This window comes from Pseudomonas sp. R3-18-08 (assembly GCF_003852065.1).
Lineage (GTDB): Bacteria > Pseudomonadota > Gammaproteobacteria > Pseudomonadales > Pseudomonadaceae > Aquipseudomonas.
In genome coordinates, this window is sequence record NZ_CP027729.1 from 1,763,577 (window position 1) to 1,785,022 (window position 21,446).

Consider the following 21,446-nt stretch of genomic DNA (forward strand, 5'->3'; position numbering starts at 1 on the left):
CACTTGCCGTTAAACGGAGAAACTTCCATGAGCGTTCTGGACGGGGTGTCACTGCTATTGGCTGTGGCGCTGTTCATTTATCTGCTGGTTGCGCTGTTACGCGCGGATCGGAACTAGGAGCAGGCTATGCACAGTTATGACTATTGGCTGATCATCGCCTTCTTCGCCGTGGTACTGGTGCCGGCACCGTTTCTGGGGCGGTTCTATTACAAGGTGATGGAAGGCCAACGCACGTGGCTGACGCCGGTGCTGGGGCCTGTGGAAAAAGCCTGTTATCGCCTTTCGGGTGTGGACGATCATCAGGAGCAAAGCTGGCAGAAATACATGCTGGCCTTGCTCGCGTTCAACCTCGCGGGTTTTTTGCTGCTGTTCGCAATCCTGTTGTTTCAGAACTATCTCCCACTCAACCCGCAGAAATTGCCGGGCCAGGAATGGACGCTGGCCTTCAACACCGCGGTCAGTTTCATGACCAACACCAACTGGCAGAACTACAGCGGTGAAGCGTCCCTGAGCTACCTCAGCCAGATGGTCGGCCTCACTGTGCAGAACTTCGTCAGTGCCGCCACCGGCCTGGCAGTCCTGGTCGCGCTTTGCCGTGGGATCGGTCGCAAATCCTCCAAGACATTGGGTAACTTCTGGGTCGACATGACCCGCGCCACCCTCTACGGCTTGCTGCCGTTATGCCTGGTGCTGGCGTTGTTCCTGGTCTGGCAGGGCGTACCGCAAACCTTCGCCCATTACGTTGATGCCGTGACGATGCAAGGCGTGGATCAGGTGATCCCTCTCGGCCCGGCGGCCAGCCAGATTGCGATCAAGCAATTGGGCACCAATGGCGGCGGTTTCTTTGGAGTGAACTCGGCGCATCCGTTCGAAGACCCGACAGCCTGGGCCAACCTCTTCGAAGTGGCCTCGATCATTCTGATCCCGGTGGCCTTGGTGTTTACCTTCGGCCATTACGTCAAAGACCTGCGTCAGAGCCGCGCCATTCTTGCGTGCATGCTGGCCTTATTCCTGATCGGCGGCGCGACCTCGCTGTGGGCCGAATACCAGCCCAACCCAACCTTGAACAACCCGGCCGTTGAGCAAACCGCTCCGTTGGAAGGCAAGGAAACACGTTTCGGCACCACCGGCACGGTGCTCTGGTCGGTGACCACCACCGCAGCGTCCAACGGCTCGGTCAATGGCATGCAGGACAGCCTCAGCCCCCTGAGCGGGATGGTGGCGCTGGTTAACATGATGGTCGGCGAAGTGATCTTCGGCGGGGTCGGTGCCGGTATGTACGGCATGTTGCTCAACGTGTTGATCGCGGTGTTCCTCGCCGGCCTGATGATCGGCCGCACCCCGGAATACCTGGGCAAGAAACTCCAGGCCAAGGAAGTGCAACTGCTGGTGGTGACCCTGCTGGTGATGCCGGTGGGTGTGCTCGTACTGGGTGCCATTGCCGCCAGCCTGCCAGGCCCGGCCGGCGCCATCAGCAACCCTGGCCCCCACGGCTTCAGCCAGTTGCTCTACGCCTACACCTCGGCCAGTGCCAATAACGGCTCGGCGTTCGGTGGGTTCAGCGGCAACACCGCGTTTCACAACCTGATGCTTGGCCTGGGCATGTTGATCGGCCGTTTCGGCTACATCCTCCCGGTACTGGCCCTGGCCGGTAGCCTGGCGATGAAGAAGACCGCACCGATTGGCCAGAACAGTTTCCCGACCCACGGCCCGTTGTTCGTGACCTTGTTGACCGTGACCATCTTGCTGGTGGGCGGCCTGACTTTCCTGCCGACGCTGGCGCTGGGCCCTATTGCTGAACACCTGAGCATGGGCTTCTAACCAAGGGATATGAAAATGAATATGCCTGTAAAAAATGCGGCCTCGGTCAAACCCCAGGAACCTGCCAAAACTGCGATTTCGGCCCTGTGGCGCGCGGCGCTGGTCCAGGCGTTCGTCAAGCTGGATCCACGCCAACTGCAACGCTCGCCGGTCATGTTGGTGGTCGAGCTGACCGCCATCCTCACCACCGTGCTGTGCTTTGTGCCCGACACCGCCGTGCCGACCTTCGTGGCCGTGCAAATCGCGGTGTGGCTGTGGTTCACCGTGTTGTTCGCCAATTTCGCAGAAGCCTTGGCCGAAGGCCGTGGCAAGGCCCGCGCCGACAGCCTCAAGGCCGGCAGTGAAGGCTTGAGCGCTCGTCGCAAGGAGTCCGACGGTAGTTTCAAGGTGGTACCGGCCACCAGCCTGCGCAAAGGTGATGTGGTGCGCGTCGCCGCAGGTGAAATGATTCCTGGCGACGGTGAGGTGATCGAAGGTATCGCCGCCGTCAACGAAGCGGCGATTACCGGCGAATCCGCTCCGGTGATCCGCGAGTCCGGCGGCGACCGCTCGGCTGTCACCGGCAACACCCGCCTGGTGTCGGACTGGCTGCTGATCCGCATCACCGCCAACCCCGGTGAGTCCACCCTGGACCGCATGATCGCCCTGGTGGAAGGCGCCAAACGCCAGAAAACGCCCAACGAAGTCGCGCTGGATATCCTGCTGATCGGCCTCACCCTGATCTTCCTGCTAGTGGTGGTGACCCTGCAGCCGTTCGCTCACTTCGCCAATGGCAGCCTGCCCTTGGTGTTCCTGGTCGCACTGCTGGTGACGCTGATTCCTACGACCATTGGCGGCTTGTTGTCGGCCATCGGCATCGCCGGCATGGACCGCCTTGTGCGGCTCAACGTGATCGCCAAGTCTGGCCGCGCGGTGGAGGCGGCAGGGGATGTGCATGTGTTGCTGCTGGACAAGACCGGCACCATCACCTTCGGTAACCGTCGTTGCTCGGCAGTGGTTGCGGCGCCCGGTGTCAGTGGTCGGGAAGTGGCGGAAGGTGCGCTGTTCGCCTCCTTGGCGGATGACACGGCGGAAGGCAAGTCCATCGTCGAATACCTGCGCGCCTTGCACCCCCAGGCAGAGCCGACGCCGGACGAACTGACTGCGGTCCCCTTCAGCGCCGAAACCCGTTTGTCCGGTGTCGACTATCAGGGCCGCGTATTCCGCAAGGGTGCGGTGGATTCGCTGCTGGCGTTTATCGGCCAGCAACGCAGCGACCTGCAGCCGGCCTTATCACGGGAAATCGACAAGATCGCCCAAAGCGGCGGCACGCCGTTGCTGGTGTGCGCCGATGGCAAATTGCTCGGTGCTATCCATCTGAAAGACGTGGTCAAGCCTGGCATCCGTGAGCGTTTCGCCGAGCTGCGCAAGCTGGGGATTCGTACCGTGATGGTCACTGGCGACAACCCGCTGACTGCCGCCGCGATTGCCGCTGAGGCCGGTGTGGATGACGTGCTGGCTGAAGCTACGCCTGAGAAAAAACTCGCCCGTATTCGCCATGAGCAGAACGACGGCCGTCTGGTCGCCATGTGCGGCGACGGTGCCAACGACGCGCCAGCGCTGGCCCAGGCCGACGTCGGCATGGCGATGAACGATGGCACCCAGGCCGCACGCGAAGCCGCCAACATGGTCGACCTCGACAGCGATCCGACCAAGCTGCTGGACGTGGTGCAGATCGGCAAGGAGTTGCTGGTGACCCGGGGCGCGCTGACCACCTTTTCCATCGCCAACGACGTGGCCAAGTACTTCGCGATCCTGCCGGCGCTGTTCGCCTCGATCTACCCGCAATTGGGCGTGCTGAACGTCATGCACCTGCAGAGCCCGCAGAGCGCAATTCTGTCGGCAATTGTGTTCAACGCGCTGATCATCGTGGTGCTGATCCCGCTGGCCCTGCGCGGTGTGCGCGTGCAGGCGGCGAGTGCGGCAGCCTTGTTGCGACGCAACCTGCTGATCTACGGCCTGGGTGGGCTGCTGGTGCCGTTTGTGGGCATCAAGGCGATCGACATGCTGCTGACGGCGCTGCACCTGGTGTAACCCTGCGGTCTTTTTTGTGGCCCGATTTATTGAGGATTTGACGATGACTAATACAATCCGCCCGGCCCTGAGCCTGCTGGTACTCATGACCCTGATCACCGGCGTCTCCTATCCGCTGGTGGTGACTGGCGTCGCTCAGGTTGCCTTCCCGGATCAGGCCAATGGCAGCCTGGTGCGCGATGCCGGCGGCAAGGTGCGCGGTTCCAGCCTGATCGCCCAGGAATTCAGCGGTGACGGCTGGTTCCATCCACGCCCCTCGGCCGGGGCGTTCGCGACGGTCTCCAGCAGTGCCAGCAACCTTGGTCCGAGCAATCCTGCGCTGGCCACGCGCATCTTCGATGACGCGGATAAACAACAGGTGCCCGGCCAGGGGCCCGTACCGTTGGCCTCGCTGACGACCTCCGGCAGCGGACTTGATCCACACTTGCCACCCGCGGCAATTGCCTATCAACTGGCGCGAGTGGCGGCAGCACGGAATGTGCCGGTGTCGACCTTGCAGCGGATGTTGGATGAACACACCGAAAGCCCGTTGGTGGGACCGCCGGTCGTCAATGTACTGGCACTGAACATGGCCCTGGAAAAACTCTGAACCCCTGTGGGAGAGGGCTTTCCCTAATGCCAGTCAGTTAAGCGGCTTCACTGTAGGAGCGAGCTTGCTCGCGAAAAACGCCCAGACAACGCGTTCATTCTGGATGAACGAGAGGGCCCTGAGTTCTTCGCGAGCAAGCTCGCTCCTACAGGGAACCACTTTTGCTTAACTGACTGCATTAGGACTTGCCCCCTCCCACAGTTGATCGTCATTGAGCCTGATTACCTGAACACCTAAGGAAGCCCTTGCATGAGCGACTCCGGCCGCGCCGATGCCTTGTTAGCCGATCTACCCCGTAACGGCCGTGGCCGGCTCAAGGTCTTCCTCGGCGCCGCGCCCGGCGTGGGCAAGACCTACGCCATGCTCCAGGCGGCCCACACTCAACTGCGCCAGGGCGTCCCGTTGATTGCCGGGGTGGTCGAGACCCACGGCCGCGCCGAGACGGAAGCCTTGCTCAGCGGCCTGCCGCAACAACCGCTGTTGCGCAGCGAATACCGTGGCGTGATGCTCGAAGAAATGGACCTCGACGGCCTGCTCGCGGCCAAGCCCAAGTTGGTGCTGGTCGACGAACTGGCCCATAGCAACGCCCCAGGCAGCCGGCATGAAAAGCGCTGGCAGGACATTCAGGAATTGCTCGCTGCCGGCATCAACGTATTCACCACCGTCAACGTCCAGCACCTGGAAAGCCTCAATGACCAGGTGCGGGGCATTACCGGTGTGCAGGTGCGTGAAACCCTGCCGGACTGGGTGCTGCAAGAGGCCGACGAGTTGCTGCTGATCGACTTGCCGTCCCGCGAATTGCTGGAGCGCCTGCGCGACGGCAAGGTGTATGTGCCGGAACAGGCGCGAGCGGCCATCGATGCGTTTTTCACCCAGACCAACTTGATGGCCCTGCGCGAACTGGCCATGCAGACCGCGGCCGCCCACGTCGACGACGACCTGGCCCAGGGTTACCGCCAACTCGGGCAAGCTGCGCCGGCGGTACGTGGCCGTTTGCTGGTGGGGGTCGATGGCGACGCACAGGCCGAACGCCTGGTGCGCCATGCCAGCCGGGTCGCCCAGCGGCGGCATTTACCCTGGAGCCTGGTGCATATCGACAACGGGCACGCGCGGGATGAACAGTCACGGCTACGCCTGCAAAATGCCCAGCAACTGGCGGAGCGTTTGGGCGGCGAGGTGGTGTTGCTGCGGGCGGGCGAGGTGGCCAGGACGCTGATCCAGCATGCCGCCGAGCGCCGCGCCAGCTTGGTACTGGTCGGGCAGTCGCGCATGCGCTGGCGTCGACGGCTGTTCGGCGGAGGCCTCGCCGCACGCTTGTTGCGCAATGCGCGGGGCCTGGAGATCAACGTGCTCGACAGCGACGACATGCCTGCACCGCCGCGCTTGCCGGATACGCGTGGGCTGCGCTGGTTCGACTATGCCTTGGCCGTGGTGGCGACCGTGGTTGCGGCCGGCTTGGCCTGGGGCGTGTCCAGCGTGTTGCCGTTGCCGAATATCTCGCTGGTGTTTCTCGCGGCGGTGCTGCTGGTGGCGGTGCGCAGCAGTTTGGGGCCTTCGCTGGTGTGTGCGGCGTTGTCGTTCATGACCTATGACTTTCTGTTTATTCCGCCGAATTTCTCCTTTGCCATCCAGCGTGAAGAGGATGTGCTGACCCTGTTGTTCTTCCTGTTGATGGCAGCGCTCACCGGCAACCTGGCTGCGCGCCAGCGTCGCCAGTTGCAGGCGCTGCGCGATACTCAGGAAGAAACCAGTGAGCTGCTCGACCTGTCGCGCAAGCTCACTGCAGCAACGGATCGCCAGGCCGTTATCAGTGCGGCGGCTCACCACCTGCAAGGTTGGAATGACTTGGATGTATGCCTGGTCAATCGCGACGGCGAGGGCGGCTGGACAATCGAGACCGGTGGCCCGTTGACCCTTACCGAAGCCGAACGCGCTGCCGCCGATTGGGCCTGGCAGCACGATCAGCCGGCGGGTGTGGGCACCGGCACCTTGCCGTTTGGACGTTGGTGGTGGTGGCCGTTGTCGGGCGAAGAGGGGCCCTTGGGTTTGCTCGGTGTCAGTGCCAAGCCGGGCTTGGAGTTGAGCGGGCAACGCCGCCGGCTGCTCACCGCCTTGAGCCAGCCGCTGGCCCAGGCGCTGGCGCGGGCGCAGTTGGGACAGGAGTTGGAGTCGGCGCGTTTGCACGGCGAAACCGAACAACTGCGCAGCGCCTTGCTCGCCTCTGTATCCCACGATCTGCGCACGCCGCTGACCTCCATGCGCGGCAGTATCGATAGCCTACTGGCGCTGGGCGAGGCGATCCCTTTGGAGGATCGTCGCGAATTGCTCGAAGGCACCCGCGATGAAGCCGAGCGCCTTGACCGCTATATCCAGAACCTGTTGGATATGACTCGCCTGGGCCACGGCGCGCTGAAGCTGGCGCGCGATTGGGTTTCGCCCGGCGATATCGTCGGCAGCGCCCTTGGGCGTTTGCGCGCGGTGCTGGCGCCGTTGCAAGTGAGCACCCATGTGCCGCCGGAGCTGCCGTTGCTCTACGTGCACGCTGCGTTGATCGAGCAGGCGTTGGTCAATGTCATGGAAAACGCCGCACGTTTTTCACCGCCCCAGGGTCGTTTGCAGTTGAGCGCTGGTGTCGCGGACAACCAGTTGTTTTTCGCCGTGGCCGATGAAGGGCCGGGGATTCCCGAGGATGAGCGTGCGAAGATCTTCGACATGTTCTACACCGCTGCCCGTGGTGATCGGGGCGGGCAAGGCACCGGCCTTGGCTTGGCGATCTGCCAGGGGATGGTTGGCGCACATGGGGGGCATATCAGCGTGGCGGATGGCATTGAGGGGCGCGGCACCTGCATCACCTTGTTTCTGCCATTGCCGACACAACCTGCTTTGGAGCAAAACCTGTAGGAGCGAGCTTGCTCGCGAAGATCGTTAATGAGGATGATGGCATCCTGAATACACGCGGCGTCTATACGTTTTTCGCGAGCAAGCTCGCTCCTACAATGGTTTGTTTTTAATGGATTTTAATTGGACACCATGAGCCAGACCGCGACGATTCTAGTCATTGATGACGAACCGCAGATCCGCAAATTCCTGCGCATCAGCCTGGCCTCCCAAGGCTATAAGGTGATTGAGGCTGGCACGGGTAATGAAGGCCTTGCCCAAGCGGCATTGAGCAAGCCGGACCTGCTGGTGCTGGACCTGGGCTTGCCCGACATGGACGGCCAGCAAGTGCTGCGCGAGTTCCGCGAGTGGTCGACGGTGCCGGTGCTGGTGCTGTCGGTGCGGGCCAGCGAGAGCCAAAAGGTCGATGCCCTCGACGGCGGCGCCAATGACTACGTAACCAAGCCCTTCGGCATCCAGGAATTTCTCGCCCGTGTGCGTGCGTTGTTGCGCCAGGCACCGACGGGCGAGTCTCAGGAAGCCGCCCTGAGTTTCGGCCCGCTGACGGTAGACCTGGCCTACCGCCGCGTTCTGCTGGACGGTGCCGAGGTGGCGTTGACCCGCAAGGAATACGCGGTGCTGGCGCAACTGGCGCGGCATCCCGGGCGGGTGATTACCCAGCAGCAATTGCTCAAGGATATCTGGGGGCCGACCCACACCGAAGACAGCCACTACCTGCGCATTGTGGTGGGGCATTTGCGGCAGAAGCTGGCGGATGACCCGACGCAGCCGAGGTTTATCGTGACTGAGGCGGGGGTGGGTTACAGGTTGCTAGGGGCCTAGATCGTTGGCGCCTGCCCTGGCGTCATCGCAGGCAAGCTCGCTCAAGACTGCTCACTCTCATACCGATCCAACGTATCGCTGGCAATTTCCCGCCCCAACGCGATCAACTCCGGCGCCTTGTAGAATTCGAAAAAACGGCACACCCGCTTGGGCACGTTGATCAGCACATCCGGCGGGTAGCCGGCGATTTTGTACTGTGCCAATGACGTTTGCATTACCTCGAAACTCTGGTTGATCAGGTCCAGCAGCGACGCAGGCCCGACGTTATCGATAATGAACGAGCCTGTGGCCGACTTCGGCGTGCCGGGTTTTTCCGGCGCGGCGGCGGGTTGCTGGGATTCGGGCTCGGCCGACTCCAGCCATGGGTTGATCTCGGCGGCCTGGGCCTGCAACGCTTCCTGCTCAAGCTTCATCAACTGCTCGGCCTGTTTGCGTCGAAACGGCAGGTGCGAACCCAATGATTTTGCCAGGCTGTTAAAGCGGCTCTTGAATGCCGGCGGGCGCTGGATCACCGGCAAATGGTAGTGCTTCTGGTTGGTGGCGTTGAGGTTGACCGCGATGATCAAGTCGCAATGGCTCGACACCACCGGCACGATGGGCAACGGGTTGAGCAAGCCGCCATCCACCAGCATGCGGTTGCCCTGCATCACCGGCGTGAACAGGCTGGGGATCGCGGCCGACGCGCGCATGGCCTGGTGCAGGCAGCCTTCCTGGAACCAGATTTCCTGCTGGTTGGTGAGGTCGGTAGCCACGGCGGTGTAGGGGATGCGCAGCTCTTCGATATTGATCTCGCCGACGATCTTGCGGATCTGCCCGAACACCTTTTCACCGCGAATTGCGCCCAGGCGAAAACTCACATCCACCAGGCGCAACACGTCTAGGTAATCGAGACTTTCGATCCAGTTTCGGTACTCGTCCAGCTTGCCGGCGGCATAGATCCCGCCGACCACGGCACCCATCGAGCAGCCGGCAATACAGGCGATGTCATAGCCGCGTCGTTCGATCTCTTCGATCACCCCGATATGGGCGTAGCCCCTGGCTCCGCCGGAGCCCAGCACTAAGGCAACACGTTTCTTCATGACCAGATCCTTCGTGAAACAGGTGCCCACAATGCACCCATCAAGGGGGCCGCTACAATCCTCGGTAAGCCTTGGCAATATTTTTCCAGAATCGCGTCTAGGCTCGGGTATGCTCTGGCAATGGGTACTACTGATTTCAGGCTAAGGACAAGGCACTTTTCCCTGTAGGCAACGTCTACAGGCTACGACAGATTTTGTATATTTTGAGGTGTCATCGATGAAAGCCTGGATGTGTGTTCCCGTGATCCTGTTGGCCTTGGCTGGCTGTGCCGGGAAAACCGCGTATCGCGACAGCTGCGGGTCGCAGTTGGATGCCGCCTGGAAAGAACTGGACCTGGCCAAGGCCGAGGGCTTCGCGGGCACCGTCAGCTACTCCAAGGCGTTGTCGTTGTTGACCGGGGCCAAGACCCAACAGCAATTCGAAGCGTTCGAAGGGTGCTCCAATAAGGCCGAGAAAGCGCGCTTCTATATCCGTGAGTCACGCGCCGGGCGTTGATTCGCTAGCCTCGAGTAGGCTGTTTCATCACACAGGGAGGGCAGGATGTCAGCGCTGGTCAATCAGTTGGTCGCTCAGGTCATTGGCCTGGAAGTAGGGTTACTGAGCTGTCAGGCGCGTCTTGCCGCCGTCACCGATGATGAAGCCTTGCATGATCTGCGCACTACTGTGCGCCGCTTGCGCAGCCTGCTGCGCCCCTTGCGCGGGTTACCGGGTGTCGAACAGCTTGAATCGGCCGCCCGCGCGGTCGGCCATTTGACCACACCGTTGCGTGATCGTGAGGTGCTGGCGGCGTACTTGCAGCAGCAAGGTCATTATGAGGCGGCTGAGCGGCGTCTGCGCCTGCAGTCTGAGGCCTATCGCCAGGTGGCGCAGAGCTCGCAGGTCGCACACCTGTTGCAGATCCTCGATGCGTTTCCACGGTTTATCCGCGCTTCCCAACGCCAGAAATTGCTCAAGGGCCTGCGCTCGCGCATCCAGAAACGCCTGACCAAGCAATGGAAGGTTCTCGATCATGCGCTGAATGACCCCGAGCATGATCGCCACCGTTTGCGCCTGTTGATCAAACGCGTGCGCTACGCCGCCGAGGCGTATCCCGAACTGGATAAATTGCCCGCCAAGGCCCTGTCCGGTCTGAAAAAAGCCCAGGGCGCCCTGGGTGACTGGCACGACTGCTGGCAGTGGTTGATGCTGGCCGAGCATCAGGCCGATCTTGAGCCCTTCGTCGCCACCTGGCGTCAAACCATGGCCAAGGCCGAGCGGCAGGCGGACCGGGTTCTGGATAAGCTCAGCGCCGATTGTTTCTGAACCGGTCCGGCTTTTGGCCGGAATAGGTGCTGTATCTGGCGGGCTTGGTGGTTAAGATCCCCTCATCGATTTTCTTGATGTGAGGTCGCCATGCGCTTTAGTGATTTGCTCGACGCTGCCCGTCAAAACCCACAGGATGTCACCATCCCTGCCGAATGGGCCCAAGGCCGCGCGACCTTTGGTGGCCTGGTCGCCGCGTTACAATACGAAGCCTTGCGTGCCAAAGTGCCGGCAGACCGGCCGCTGCGCTCACTGGCGATCACCTTCGTTGGCCCGGTAGCAGCGGATGTAGCCGCCAGCTATCAGGTTGAAGTGCTGCGCGAAGGCAAGGCTGTCAGCCAATTGCTGGGCCGTGTGGTGCAGAACGGTGAAGTGGCGACCTTGGTCCAGGCCAGTTTCGGTGCGTCCCGCGCCTCGGAAATTGACGTCGCGAGCGAGCCGCCACCCGTATTCAAACATTGGGACGAATGCCAGGAGCTGCCCTATATCAAGGGCGTCACCCCTGAATTCATGCGGCACCTGGCGATGCGCTGGAGCGTCGGCGGCCTGCCGTTTACCGGCAATAAATCCCGCGACATGGGCGGTTGGGTACGGTTGCGCGGGGACGTGAAAGAAGAGCCCCTGACCGAGGCGCACATCCTCGCACTGGTCGACGCCTGGCCGCCGGCGTTACTTCCGCATTTGAAGAAACCGGCGCCGGGCAGCACCCTGACCTGGACCATCGAATTCATCCAGCCCCTGCAGCACTTGACCACCCTCGACTGGTGCCAATACCACGTCAATATCGAACACGCCCGCGACGGCTACGGCCATGCCGCCGCCGCGCTCTGGAGCCCGACCGGCGAGTTGATCGCCCTCAGTCGCCAGACCGTGGTTGTCTTCGCCTGACCCTCAATGCCGGTGACGCTGGCGCCACGCCCGCCACCAGCCGCCGCTGAGCACAAAGCGCGGAAACGTCACGAACTGCTCGACCACCAGGCGCTGCACCGCGTCGTTACGACCACTGAACGGCTCGCTCGCCTGGGCTTCCAGGCTGTGACCATGACGCTGCAGCGCCAGGCCCGCCAAAATGCCGATCACGCCTACGGCAAAACTGACCAGGCTCAGGCTGAACACACCGGAAAAAATCAACAGAAAGCCGATGATGAACAGCGGCACGGCAATCAGGTGCAAAGCCAGATTGGTCGGGTGTTGATGGTTTTGTGGGTAATTACGCCATTGCCAGGCGGGGAGATTGGGGTGACGTTTGCCCATGGTGGTGAATCCTCTGTCCGTTTAAACAACTTAGAGGGAGTTTAGGTGGGAGAGGATAGGGCGGCGAATTAGGGTTGGCTATGGAGTCCATAGAGCCACCTTTATGTAAAAATAACTTTTCAGGTGACTCAACGGGGTGCCGCGATTTGAGATTGTTTTCAATTTGGGATGGTTATGTTGGGTTATTTGAAGTAGTAGTCGTCCGGTCCGTTGATGTAAACACTAGGGCCTTTAAGTGAAATAAATTTTGCGTTGAATGTTATGGAGGCGCTGTCGCTGATGGCTTCAAATGTAAAATGATTGTTGGCTCTTTTGATGCGTGCAGTAAATACCTCATGGGCAGGAATATTTAAGATTTTCAGGTTGTCAATGTCATTGCAAGTTAGGCCAACTCTACACATGTTATATCCTTTATTTCTCCATTTTTCTGGCAGGTCGTCTGGGAATTCAGGTATGTCAAAACCCATGTCTATTGATGGTTGATCATTTTCTATAGTTATAGAAAACAGAGCTATTTTTCCAATTTCAACTGGAGAGCTGAAAAGTTTACTAAAAAATATGCTTCCATCTAATTCGTTCCAGTGCTTCATGCTTATTTCCTGAATGAATAATGTTTTTTTGCGCCTTCAAGATAGCCTTTTCGAGGCTTTTCGATCGGGCGTAAGTTGAAGTGTGACGAATGGTCCCCAACACCATCTACTCTGCCGAATTTATGTCCTGCTGAGTGGTCTTGGATAAGAACCTTAGAGCCATTTGATCTTGTAAATTGATAAACCTTTGTTTCGATGGATCTCCCTGCATCATCCAGAACTGTTTTTCCGTTTTTGTCCGTCATTTTTTCAGTGACGTATTGTTTAGTTTTCCCTGTGTCTAGATCTACTACCATGTCTGGGTTTTGAACCATCGGTATCCCGGCGTCTCTCTTCGCTTGTCTGAAGGCACCTTTGCGTGAAACATCGGGTGCGTCGGGTTCATTTGGAGTTTTACAGGCTGAATGATGCCTGCCTTTAGGCGGGCAGTTAGCGCTCAGCCCTAACGGGTCCACCCATCCAGTAGGATTGGGCACGTACTGGTATGCGTTGATCCCACCCGCCAGCTTCACCGGATCAGGCGTCAGGTAACGACCAATATCTGGATTGTAGTAGCGATGGCGGTTGTAGTGCAGGCCGCTTTCTTGGTCGAAGTATTGGCCTTGGAAACGCAGCGGGTTGTCGATTTTGCCTACGTCGAGGCGGCTGATTTCGCCGTAGGCGCGGTAGTGGGCGGACCAGACGATTTCGCCTTCAGGCGTGGTGAGTTCCTGCGGGGTGCCGAGATGGTCGAGTTGGTAGTGGTAGGGCTTGGTTTCTTCGGGGCCGAAGCCTGCCAGCAGTGCCAATGGGCGGAAGCTGTCGGGTTCGTAGATGTAACTGCGATGACGATCCGCGTGGTGCTCAGCGACGATTTTGTCGCCTTGCCAGAAGAACTCCGTGGTAATGCCGTCGACGGTTTTGCTGATACGCCGACCGAACGGGTCGTAGCGATAACTGGCGGTTTGGCCGTTGGGCTTGGTGATGCCGATTAGCCGGTGCTGGCAGTCGTAGCGGTATTCGGTAACGAGTTGATGACCCTTGCCACGTCGCTCGCGTATCAGGTTGCCGAAGGCGTCATAGTCGTAGTGGTGATCGCCTTGGATCACCAACCGATTACCCGCAACGATGTCCGGCCCTGGCCTGTCTTGCATAAGCAGGTTGCCGGCCGGGTTGTGGCCGAAGCGTTCCTGGACGTCTTGCGAATGATCGGCGCGGGTCAGGCGGTGGAGCGGGTCGTAGCGGTAAAGGTGTTCGCCTTTGCGGGTGTCGTGCAGGCGGGTGAGGTTGCCGGTTTTGTCGTAGTCGTAGTGGCGTTGGTAGAGGTGGTTTTGCTGTTGGGTGACGGCGTGGGTATGTAGCCGGTTTTGCTCGTCGTAGTGGTAGTGGCTGAGGAGTTGGCCTTGTTGGCGTTGGTGTTCGCGACCGGCTTTGAACAGGTGGGAAGTCAGCAATGCACCGTTCAGCTCGACGGTGGCGAGATGCCCGCCTTTGTCGTGGTTGAAGGTGAGGCGGTTGTTGTCCGGTAGGCGCAGGTTTTTTAACTGACCGCAGGCGTCATAGCCGTAGCGCAGCGTGCCCCAGCCTTGGTGCTCGGCGGTGAGGCGGTTTTGGCGGTCGTATTCGTAGGCCAGGAACCAGAGGCCGTCGTCGACGCTGAGGAGGTTGCCTTGGCGGTCGTAGGTGTATTCAACCGTATTGCCGTCGGGCAGGGTTTTTCCTACGAGGCGACCGGCATGGTCGCGCTGGTATTGAGTGACGAGCTGACTGCCATCGTCGCCGTATTCGGTTTTCTCCAGCAGGTTGCCGTTGAGGTCGTAGGCGTAGGCGGTGCGCTGGCCGTCGAAGCCGGTTTCCTGTTGGATCAGGCCGTTGGGGTGGTAGTCGAGTTGGTAGGTTTCGCCGACTTCGTTTTCGATGGCGGTCAGCAGTAAGCGGGCGTTGTCGTAGCGGTAGTTGACTTGGGTACCGTCGGCATTGATGCGGCGGCTGATCAGGTGCAGGCCGTCGGCGTATTCGTATTGGGTGACGTGGCCGAGTTCATCGCGCTCGGCGATGATTTTTCCGTAGGGGTTGTAGCTGAATTCTCGTGTGGCACCGTCCGGCAATACCAAGCGAGTTAACCGGCTTACGGCGTCCCATTGATACTGGGTCAGCGCGCCCTGTTCATCCTCACGCGCAACCTGCCGGCCCAGGTCGTCATAGCGGTAGCGCTTGATCCCGCCATTAGGCAATTGCTCTTCAACGAGCTGCCCGCGTTCATTCCACACCAAGCGATGGCAGCTGTTGTCGGGATACCAAACCCCGGTCAGTTGTCCCTGCTGGTCGTAGCTGTAGTCGGTCGCGTTGCCATCGGGATCGATCTCGCGAATGACATCGCCCTGGTCATTGCGCTCGTATTTCCAGACCGCTTGGCCACGGCGCATAACCCGTACGAAACCGTTGTCATGCTCGTAGGCCGTTGGTTCGTCGTCCCCCGGAAACAGCGCGACCAAGCGTCCGGCGGCGTCGTACTGATAGGCCGTCACCGCACCCAGCGGGTCCTGCTCGACGGTCAGGCGGCCCTTGTCATCGTAGGATTTGAAATGCTGGGCGCCGTCGGGATCGATGCGCTGTATCAGCCGCGCCCGCTGGTCATGTACGTAAACTTCCTGGCTGCCGTCGGCGTTGTGCACGGTGACGCGACCGTCATCGCCCCAGGCATACCGCGTGTCCATCTGCGAAAAACTGGCCCAATGCCGGACACAGCGCGCTGCCTTGCCAGCGCGTTCCCATTCCCAAAAGAAACTCGCCCCGCCGGCCAGCTGGCGCTCAAGAATGACGTGCTGCTCGTCGTACCGATAAACCTCGCTTTCACCGACAGCGTTGGTCGCTGAAACCAGTCGTCCAGCGTCGTCATAGGCGTAGGAAACGACGTTCTGCTCGGTCACCCAGACGAAGGGTTCATGCCCTGTGGCGCGATGAACCTGGTAGTCCACCGCGACAATGCGATCCAGCTCATAGCGCAAGAGCAAAGAGCGGCCCACGCCGTTATCCAGCCGCTCAATCCGCCCCAACCGATCCCGGACAACCAACAACCGGTTGTCATACGCATCGCTGATTGTCGTCAGTACACCGTCGCGAAAGTGGTAGAAACGCGAACTCTGGGCCAGCACCAACTCGTCAGGAACCGACCCCAAATAAATCGCCGCTTCCGCCAGGCTGTTGGTAATCGCCGGCCGAGCCACCGTCGGCAAGGGCAGGGTGGTCGAGCGATTTTCGTGGTCCGTCCACACCACCGAATCACCTGACACCACAAGCCGCTGCGCCAGCGCATGACTCCAGCCAAACCCCAACCCACAATCCACTTCCACCGCACTGGTGCGATACAAGCGCGTCCACTCGAACGGCAAGACCCCATCCAGCGCGCCATCGGTAAGTGTCAGCAGTTCCTCGCCAGTGACCATCGACACCGGGCAACCGTTCGTAACGGTTTTATCCGCAGAGGCCGCCGCATCACCCTTCGGGTTCGAAGCCACGGCAGGCACATCATCCACCGCTTCCTGCCGCACCAAGGCGGTACGCTGGGTCTCGCTGCGCACCGCCGGCACCGCGTTCGAAACCAGCGTGTCACCCGCCTTCAACGGCGCTACCGGCACCGCCTTGATCGCCGTCGCCGCACTGTTCAGCAGCAACGGCTTGGCCGCCTCCACATGCGCTTCCAGCCCAGGCCCCACAACCTGCTTGGCCAGCAGTTCCAACAACGCCCGCGCCCGCCCGGATTTGACCTGGCTGAGTACCTGAGCCCCCAACCGAAGCTGTACCCCAATCCCCCGCGTCGCCCATATCAGCAGCAGATTGATCAACACTTCGCCGGTAATCTCACCCAGCAGTTCATACATCTCGGGCGGTGGCAGCATGCGCATCCAGGCCACCGCCGCCGAGAGATAAATGAACAACAGCGGCTCATCACTGAGCACCAGCAAACCCTGGGCGAGGGTGTCTTTACCCAGCTTGAGCAACTGATCGAGTTCGGCTTGAGAAAGGTACTGCAGCAACTTCTCGCTGTTGGACTTAAGGTTCGCCAGCAGGTCGTACAGCTCGGTAATGTTGTCCCACAGGTTGTAAAAGGCTTTGCCAATCCCGGTTGCAAAGGCCGCTCCCTGTTTCGCGCTGCGCGTGAAGGGCGGGGCGTTTGCAAAGTCGGTCCACTGAGGCTTGAAGCGCTCGTTCCATTGCTGGCGCAGGTCAGCTTCCAGCCCGGCGATCACCGACTGGTAGGACGCATACAGCGCCTTGACGTGATCCTTGGAAACGTTGGGGTAAAAGGTGACTTGGTACCGCTGGTCACGAGTGCATTCTGGGACTTCAAGAATGCCGCCGGGGCCGATGGTTCGATGCAGCGGCGCGCCAATGGGAGTGCCGTCCTTGGCGATGGCTTGCAGCGTGACCGGCGTGTTGCCGATCGGCACGAACCGCGTGCTTTCGAACAGGTGCACCAGGGTCAGCCCACCCTGGGCTTTGCACATGGCGACGGTGCGACTGGGCATGTCGGAAGAAATCGGCGCAACCAGTGCGACGTCTTCCCCGACCTTGAACACCTGCTCCACTTCCAGTGCCGAGCCACTTAAAAAGCTTTCGGCCCAGTCGTCGAACGTATTCAGGCAGTCGCGGAAATTTCGGAGAACGCTTTCAATATCCGGCGCTTCGGGGTCCATGGGAGCCAGCACAAAGCTGGCAATCACCGGAATCAAAAGACGGCCCCGGCGACCTGGGCCCTAACGAAAAAAACCATCTGCACTCCCTCGCACTGTTTGATCAGGCGAGGGACTTTGCAGAGGTTCGTCGGTAAAAGAAGTCGGCGTTATTCGCGGGAGTGGCGAGGAAGTTTCGTCTTAATCTCAGGTAGGCTGTGGCTTGGTCGTAGGAATCGGATTACGGTCTGAACGGCCCTACAGCTTCAACTGCCCAATCGCTGTGCTCAATTCTCCCGCCAACGCCGCCAGTGCATGGCTGGTGGTCGCCGAATCTACGGTCTGCCGCACGGTGTTCTCGGTTACATCGCGAATACTCACCACTGCGCGGTTCATCTCTTCGGCGACATGGCTTTGCTGTTCAGCGGCCACCGCGATCTGGGTGTTGCTCTCGCGCATCTGCGCCACGGCGCCGGTGATGTCGGCGAGTGCGGCACCGGCTTCCTGGGCCTGTTTTACGCAGTCGTCAGCCTTGAACGAGCTTTCCTGCATGAAGTCCACCGCGTCGCGGGTGCCGGCTTGCAGCGCCGAGACCATGCGGGTGATTTCGTCGGTGGAGCTTTGTACGCGCTTGGCCAGGTTGCGCACTTCGTCGGCGACCACCGCAAAGCCACGGCCCATTTCTCCGGCGCGGGCAGCTTCGATGGCGGCATTGAGGGCGAGCAGGTTGGTTTGTTCAGCGATGCTGTGGATCACCCCGACCACGCTGTTGATTTTCTGGCTGTCTTCGGCGAGTTTCTGGATCATTTCAGCGGTCTGTTGCACGCCGCTGGACAGCCCGGCAATCGAACGCTGCACGCGGATGACCACTTCCTGGCCGCTGCCGGCGAGGGTGTCGGCGGTTTGCGAGAGGTCGCGGGTGGCACCGGCGTGCTGGGCAATGTGGTAGACGGTGGCGGTCATTTCGTTGATCGCCGTGGCGGCCTGGTCGGTCTCGCTTTGCTGGCCGAGCATGCCGCGCTGCACCTCGTTCATGCTGCTGGCCAGCCGCGCGGCGCCCTCGTCCAATTGTTTGGCAGTATGGGCCACGGTGTTGACCACCCGCTGGTAGCCGGCCTGCATGGCGTTGAAGGCGCTGGCCATCTGCCCGACTTCATCCTTGCAGGCCAGGGGCACGCGGGCGGACAAATCGCCGGTCTTCTCCACATGCAGCATCACGTCCTTGAGGGTGTTGAGCTGGCTGAGCAGGAAGCGGATCAGCAGTTGTGAGGCGCCAAGCATCGCGAGCATCAGGATCGCCACCGCCAGCGCATAGTTGACGAAACGTTCGCCGAACACCTGGCGCAGGCTTGGCGCGTAGGCGAGTACGGCGACCTGCTGTCCGTCGGCACGGCGGATGACCTCGGCGCCCACCAGCGGATTGACGCCGAACAATGGCAGGTGACTGAGCTCGATCCAGCCGCTCGCGTCTTGCAAGGCTGAGAGATCCTCGTCTGCACGTTGTGGGATTTGGCCACGGGTGAAGGTCAGCCAGTTCTCGCCGGTGGGCAGTGGCTTGTCAGCCGGCCAGGCACTAAGCAACTGCGCCTGGGCCTGGGCCGACACCTGGGACGCATGGCTGCGCGCCTGTTGTTCGAGCTGGACGGCATACAGTACCAGCAGCAGGGTAGTGATGAAGGCCACCGCGTTGACGGCCCAGAATTTGTATTTAAGCGAGATATTGCTAAGCCAGGCACCCATGGAAGGTTTTCTCTGATAGCGGAAACAGCATTGGCAAGGTGCCATTATTGTGCCGCTACTCAGGAAAGCGTTTTTGACATGGGTCAATGCGCCGCATCACTCCACGGCAGGCAGGCCGAAAAAGGCGCGGGCACAGGCGGTGCTGTGCATCGCCAGCTCTTGCATCGTTTCATTGCGATGCAGGGCAACTTCGCGTAGCACTTCGGTCAGGAAGGCGGGCTCGTTGCGGCCGTTCTTCGGCTTGGGGCGCAGCGTGCGGGGCAGCAGGTAGGGCGCGTCACTTTCCAGCATCAGACGACCACGAGGAATTTCCCTGACCAACGGGTGCAGATGCGTCCCACGGCGCTCGTCGCAGATCCAACCAGTGATGCCAATGTGCAGGTCAAGGTCGAGATAGCTGAAGAGCGCCGCTTGCTCGCCAGTGAAGCAATGCACCACGGCAGCGGGCAGGTGGTCACGGTAGTCCTTGAGAATCTCCAGCAGGCGTTGGTTGGCATCACGCTCGTGGAGGAACACGGGAAGTTTCAGCTCGACGGCCAGGGCCAGGTGTTCCTCGAGGACTTTTTCCTGCTGTGGGCGCGGCGAAAAATCACGGTTGAAATCCAGTCCGCACTCGCCGACGGCGCGCACGCGTGTTTCGCTGAGCAGACCGCGCAAACGTTGGGCGCTGTCGCGGTTCCAAGCGCTGGCGGAGTGGGGATGGATACCGGCGGTGCTGAACAGGCGTTGTGCGCTTTCATCGAGTTTTAAGCACAGTTCCAGGGCCTGTTCGCTGCCTTCGACGCTCGTACCGGTGAGCACCAATTGCTGCACGCCAGCGGCGTAGGCACGCTCGAGAACGGCCGAGTGCCTCTCGTCGAAACTGGGGTTGGTCAGGTTGACGCCGATATCAATGAGTTGCATGGTGCTATCTCCGCCTGCGGCCGGAAAGCATATCAGAGCTGTAGATTTATAAGAAAAACGAAGAACTACAACGCGTTATCGCTGTCTTTGAACGTCGCAAGCGACATTGTGCCGGGCCCGCTGCCTCTCACTGTGTCGCCGTTGCGCGCCTTGCCAGCGCTTAAAGCGCTCTGTTTCTGACGCCCAACACCTCGCTTTTCACGAAGGCGTTGGCCAGTATTCTTTCCGGAGAGCGGATGATCCGACCCTCGGCTTTGCTTGTAGTGTGCGTGACGTTGCTGCTGCCCATGGCGGCGGTCGCGCGTCTGGATGGGCCGCTGGAAGTGACAAAGCCCGGCAAGGTGCGTGACCTGGCAGACATTCGTTCCAGCCGCACCCTGCGTGTACTGGTCAATCAGAGCCGTAACAGCTCCGGTGAAGTGCAGGGCCAGGCCATCGGTGTCGAATACCATCGCCTGCGTGCGTTCGAGCAATACCTCAATGGCCATGCCCGTGATGGCCAGCAAATCAACCTCAAGATCATCCCCAAGGCCAAGGAGCAGTTGCTTGGCGCACTGGCCCGTGGCGAAGGCGACCTGGTTGCCCCTGGCGAATTGCTGGACGTGAAGGCCGCGCACAAGATCAGCGCCAGTGCCCCTATCGCCAGCGATGTGCCGTTGTGGCTGGTCGGCGTCAAGGGGGAACGTCGGTTTACCAGGTTGGAGCAGTTGTCGGGCCGCACCCTGACGCTGACCACCGGCAGCGCGGCGGCGGATGCGATCAGCCAGGTCAACCAGAAGCTGGCCCTGCACAAGCAGCCGCCGATCAAGGTGGAATGGGTCGACCCAAGCCTGGCGGTGGAAGACGTGCTGGAGATGGTGCAGGCCGGGATCTTTCACCTGACCATCGTTGAAAAGCCGATTGCCGAACGCTGGTCGAAAATCCTGCCTAAGTTGCGCTTTGACAAGCAGGTGGCCATCAGTGAGCCGGGTGACGAGTACTGGTTCGTGCGCCAGGATGCGTCGATGCTGCGGGCGAGCATCAATCGCTTCCTCAAGACCTATCACACCCCATCCGACCAGGATGTGGCGTTCCAGCGTATCTATCGACGTCTCTATCAAGTGCGCAACCCGTTGGCCCGCGCCGATCGTCAACGCCTGGAGAAACTGCGCCCGATCCTGCAAAAGCATGCGCGCGAGCAAGGCATGGACTGGTTGAACCTGGCTGCGCTGGCCTTCAAGGAGTCTGCGCTGGACCCTGGCGCACGCAACAGCGGTGGTCCTACCGGGCTGATGCAGATCACGCCTTCGGCGGCGCAGCGGGTGGGCGTCAACAATATCGAGAGTCTGGACAGTAATGTGCAGGCGGGTGCGCGCTACCTGGCGATGATCCGCCGCAAGTTTTTCGCCAGCCCCAAGCTCAATGAGCGTGAACGCATGGCCTTTGTGCTGGCGGCGTATAACATGGGGCCGGAGCGGGTGCAGGGCATGCGCACCGAAGCCAGGCGCCGGGGGCTCAACCCCAATCAGTGGTTTTTTCAGGTTGAACGCATTGCCATGGAGCAGGTGGGGATGGGCGGCGTCAGCTATGTTAATAGTGTCAACAAATACTACCTGGCGTTCGATAGGGAGCGGGAGTCCCTGGAGCCGCAAGCGGCGAAAGTTGCGTCTCGCAAATAATCGATTTTATCGATGTTGATAAGGCAATTTTTCGGCTTTTATCATTGTTTAAACTGATTAATAT

At 60.5% G+C, this 21,446-nt stretch carries 16 protein-coding genes; 10 read left to right on the plus strand and 6 right to left on the minus strand.

Annotation, left to right across the window (positions count from 1 at the left end; genetic code table 11):
* Positions 1-27: 27 nt before the first annotated feature.
* The 6 genes from kdpF (at position 28) to C4J92_RS08090 (ending at position 8,203) form a co-directional block, all read left to right on the plus strand.
* On the plus strand, positions 28-117 hold the full coding sequence (kdpF, locus tag C4J92_RS08065; protein ID WP_003218754.1) for a K(+)-transporting ATPase subunit F: 90 nt from the start codon (positions 28-30) through the stop codon (positions 115-117).
* A 9-nt stretch (positions 118-126) separates the two neighbouring features.
* Entirely contained in the window at positions 127-1,821 is a 1,695-nt protein-coding gene (gene kdpA / locus C4J92_RS08070) for a potassium-transporting ATPase subunit KdpA (protein ID WP_124403491.1), read from the plus strand.
* A gap of 9 nt (positions 1,822-1,830) precedes the next feature.
* Positions 1,831-3,894: a potassium-transporting ATPase subunit KdpB gene (gene kdpB / locus C4J92_RS08075; protein WP_124403492.1), complete on the plus strand. Its 2,064-nt coding sequence runs from the start codon at positions 1,831-1,833 to the stop codon at positions 3,892-3,894.
* A 43-nt stretch (positions 3,895-3,937) separates the two neighbouring features.
* Entirely contained in the window at positions 3,938-4,483 is a 546-nt protein-coding gene (gene kdpC / locus C4J92_RS08080) for a potassium-transporting ATPase subunit KdpC (protein WP_124403493.1), read from the plus strand.
* Positions 4,484-4,732: 249 nt separating this feature from the next.
* The gene (locus C4J92_RS08085; RefSeq protein WP_124403494.1) at positions 4,733-7,384 is read left to right on the plus strand and encodes a sensor histidine kinase KdpD; all 2,652 of its coding nucleotides are present in this window, start codon (positions 4,733-4,735) and stop codon (positions 7,382-7,384) included.
* 129 nt (positions 7,385-7,513) lie between these two features.
* Positions 7,514-8,203 carry a response regulator gene (locus tag C4J92_RS08090; protein WP_124405779.1) on the plus strand — a complete coding sequence of 230 codons (690 nt, stop codon included), beginning with the start codon at positions 7,514-7,516 and terminating at the stop codon, positions 8,201-8,203.
* 41 nt (positions 8,204-8,244) lie between these two features.
* On the opposite strand, the gene C4J92_RS08095 is transcribed toward C4J92_RS08090, so the two are convergent.
* Positions 8,245-9,282, minus strand: a complete 1,038-nt coding sequence (locus tag C4J92_RS08095; protein WP_124361881.1) for a patatin-like phospholipase family protein — start codon at positions 9,280-9,282, stop codon at positions 8,245-8,247.
* A 217-nt stretch (positions 9,283-9,499) separates the two neighbouring features.
* Between C4J92_RS08095 and C4J92_RS08100 the strand changes: the two genes are divergently transcribed.
* From C4J92_RS08100 to C4J92_RS08110, 3 genes are all read left to right on the plus strand, one after another.
* Entirely contained in the window at positions 9,500-9,778 is a 279-nt protein-coding gene (locus C4J92_RS08100; RefSeq protein ID WP_003238638.1) for a hypothetical protein, read from the plus strand.
* A 45-nt stretch (positions 9,779-9,823) separates the two neighbouring features.
* Positions 9,824-10,585 carry a CHAD domain-containing protein gene (locus tag C4J92_RS08105; protein ID WP_124403495.1) on the plus strand — a complete coding sequence of 254 codons (762 nt, stop codon included), beginning with the start codon at positions 9,824-9,826 and terminating at the stop codon, positions 10,583-10,585.
* 90 nt (positions 10,586-10,675) lie between these two features.
* Positions 10,676-11,473 carry an acyl-CoA thioesterase II gene (locus C4J92_RS08110; RefSeq protein ID WP_124403496.1) on the plus strand — a complete coding sequence of 266 codons (798 nt, stop codon included), beginning with the start codon at positions 10,676-10,678 and terminating at the stop codon, positions 11,471-11,473.
* Between the two features lie 3 nt (positions 11,474-11,476).
* On the opposite strand, the gene C4J92_RS08115 is transcribed toward C4J92_RS08110, so the two are convergent.
* From C4J92_RS08115 to C4J92_RS08135, 5 genes are all read right to left on the minus strand, one after another.
* Positions 11,477-11,839, minus strand: coding sequence for an Mpo1-like protein (locus C4J92_RS08115; RefSeq protein ID WP_124403497.1), 363 nt, complete (start codon positions 11,837-11,839; stop codon positions 11,477-11,479).
* Between the two features lie 182 nt (positions 11,840-12,021).
* Entirely contained in the window at positions 12,022-12,429 is a 408-nt protein-coding gene (locus C4J92_RS08120; RefSeq protein ID WP_124403498.1) for an Imm50 family immunity protein, read from the minus strand.
* Positions 12,430-12,431: 2 nt separating this feature from the next.
* Entirely contained in the window at positions 12,432-17,141 is a 4,710-nt protein-coding gene (locus tag C4J92_RS08125; RefSeq protein WP_124403499.1) for an RHS repeat-associated core domain-containing protein, read from the minus strand.
* Between the two features lie 198 nt (positions 17,142-17,339).
* Positions 17,340-18,821 (minus strand): methyl-accepting chemotaxis protein, encoded by a 1,482-nt coding sequence (locus tag C4J92_RS08130; RefSeq protein WP_124403500.1) that lies wholly within the window; start codon positions 18,819-18,821, stop codon positions 17,340-17,342.
* A 96-nt stretch (positions 18,822-18,917) separates the two neighbouring features.
* A complete protein-coding gene (locus C4J92_RS08135) occupies positions 18,918-19,724 on the minus strand; it encodes a TatD family hydrolase (RefSeq protein WP_124403501.1) in 807 nt (268 codons plus the stop codon).
* A 236-nt stretch (positions 19,725-19,960) separates the two neighbouring features.
* Here C4J92_RS08135 and C4J92_RS08140 point away from each other — a divergent pair, with 236 nt between their 5' ends.
* On the plus strand, positions 19,961-21,382 hold the full coding sequence (locus C4J92_RS08140; protein WP_124403502.1) for a transglycosylase SLT domain-containing protein: 1,422 nt from the start codon (positions 19,961-19,963) through the stop codon (positions 21,380-21,382).
* Positions 21,383-21,446: the final 64 nt, after the last annotated feature.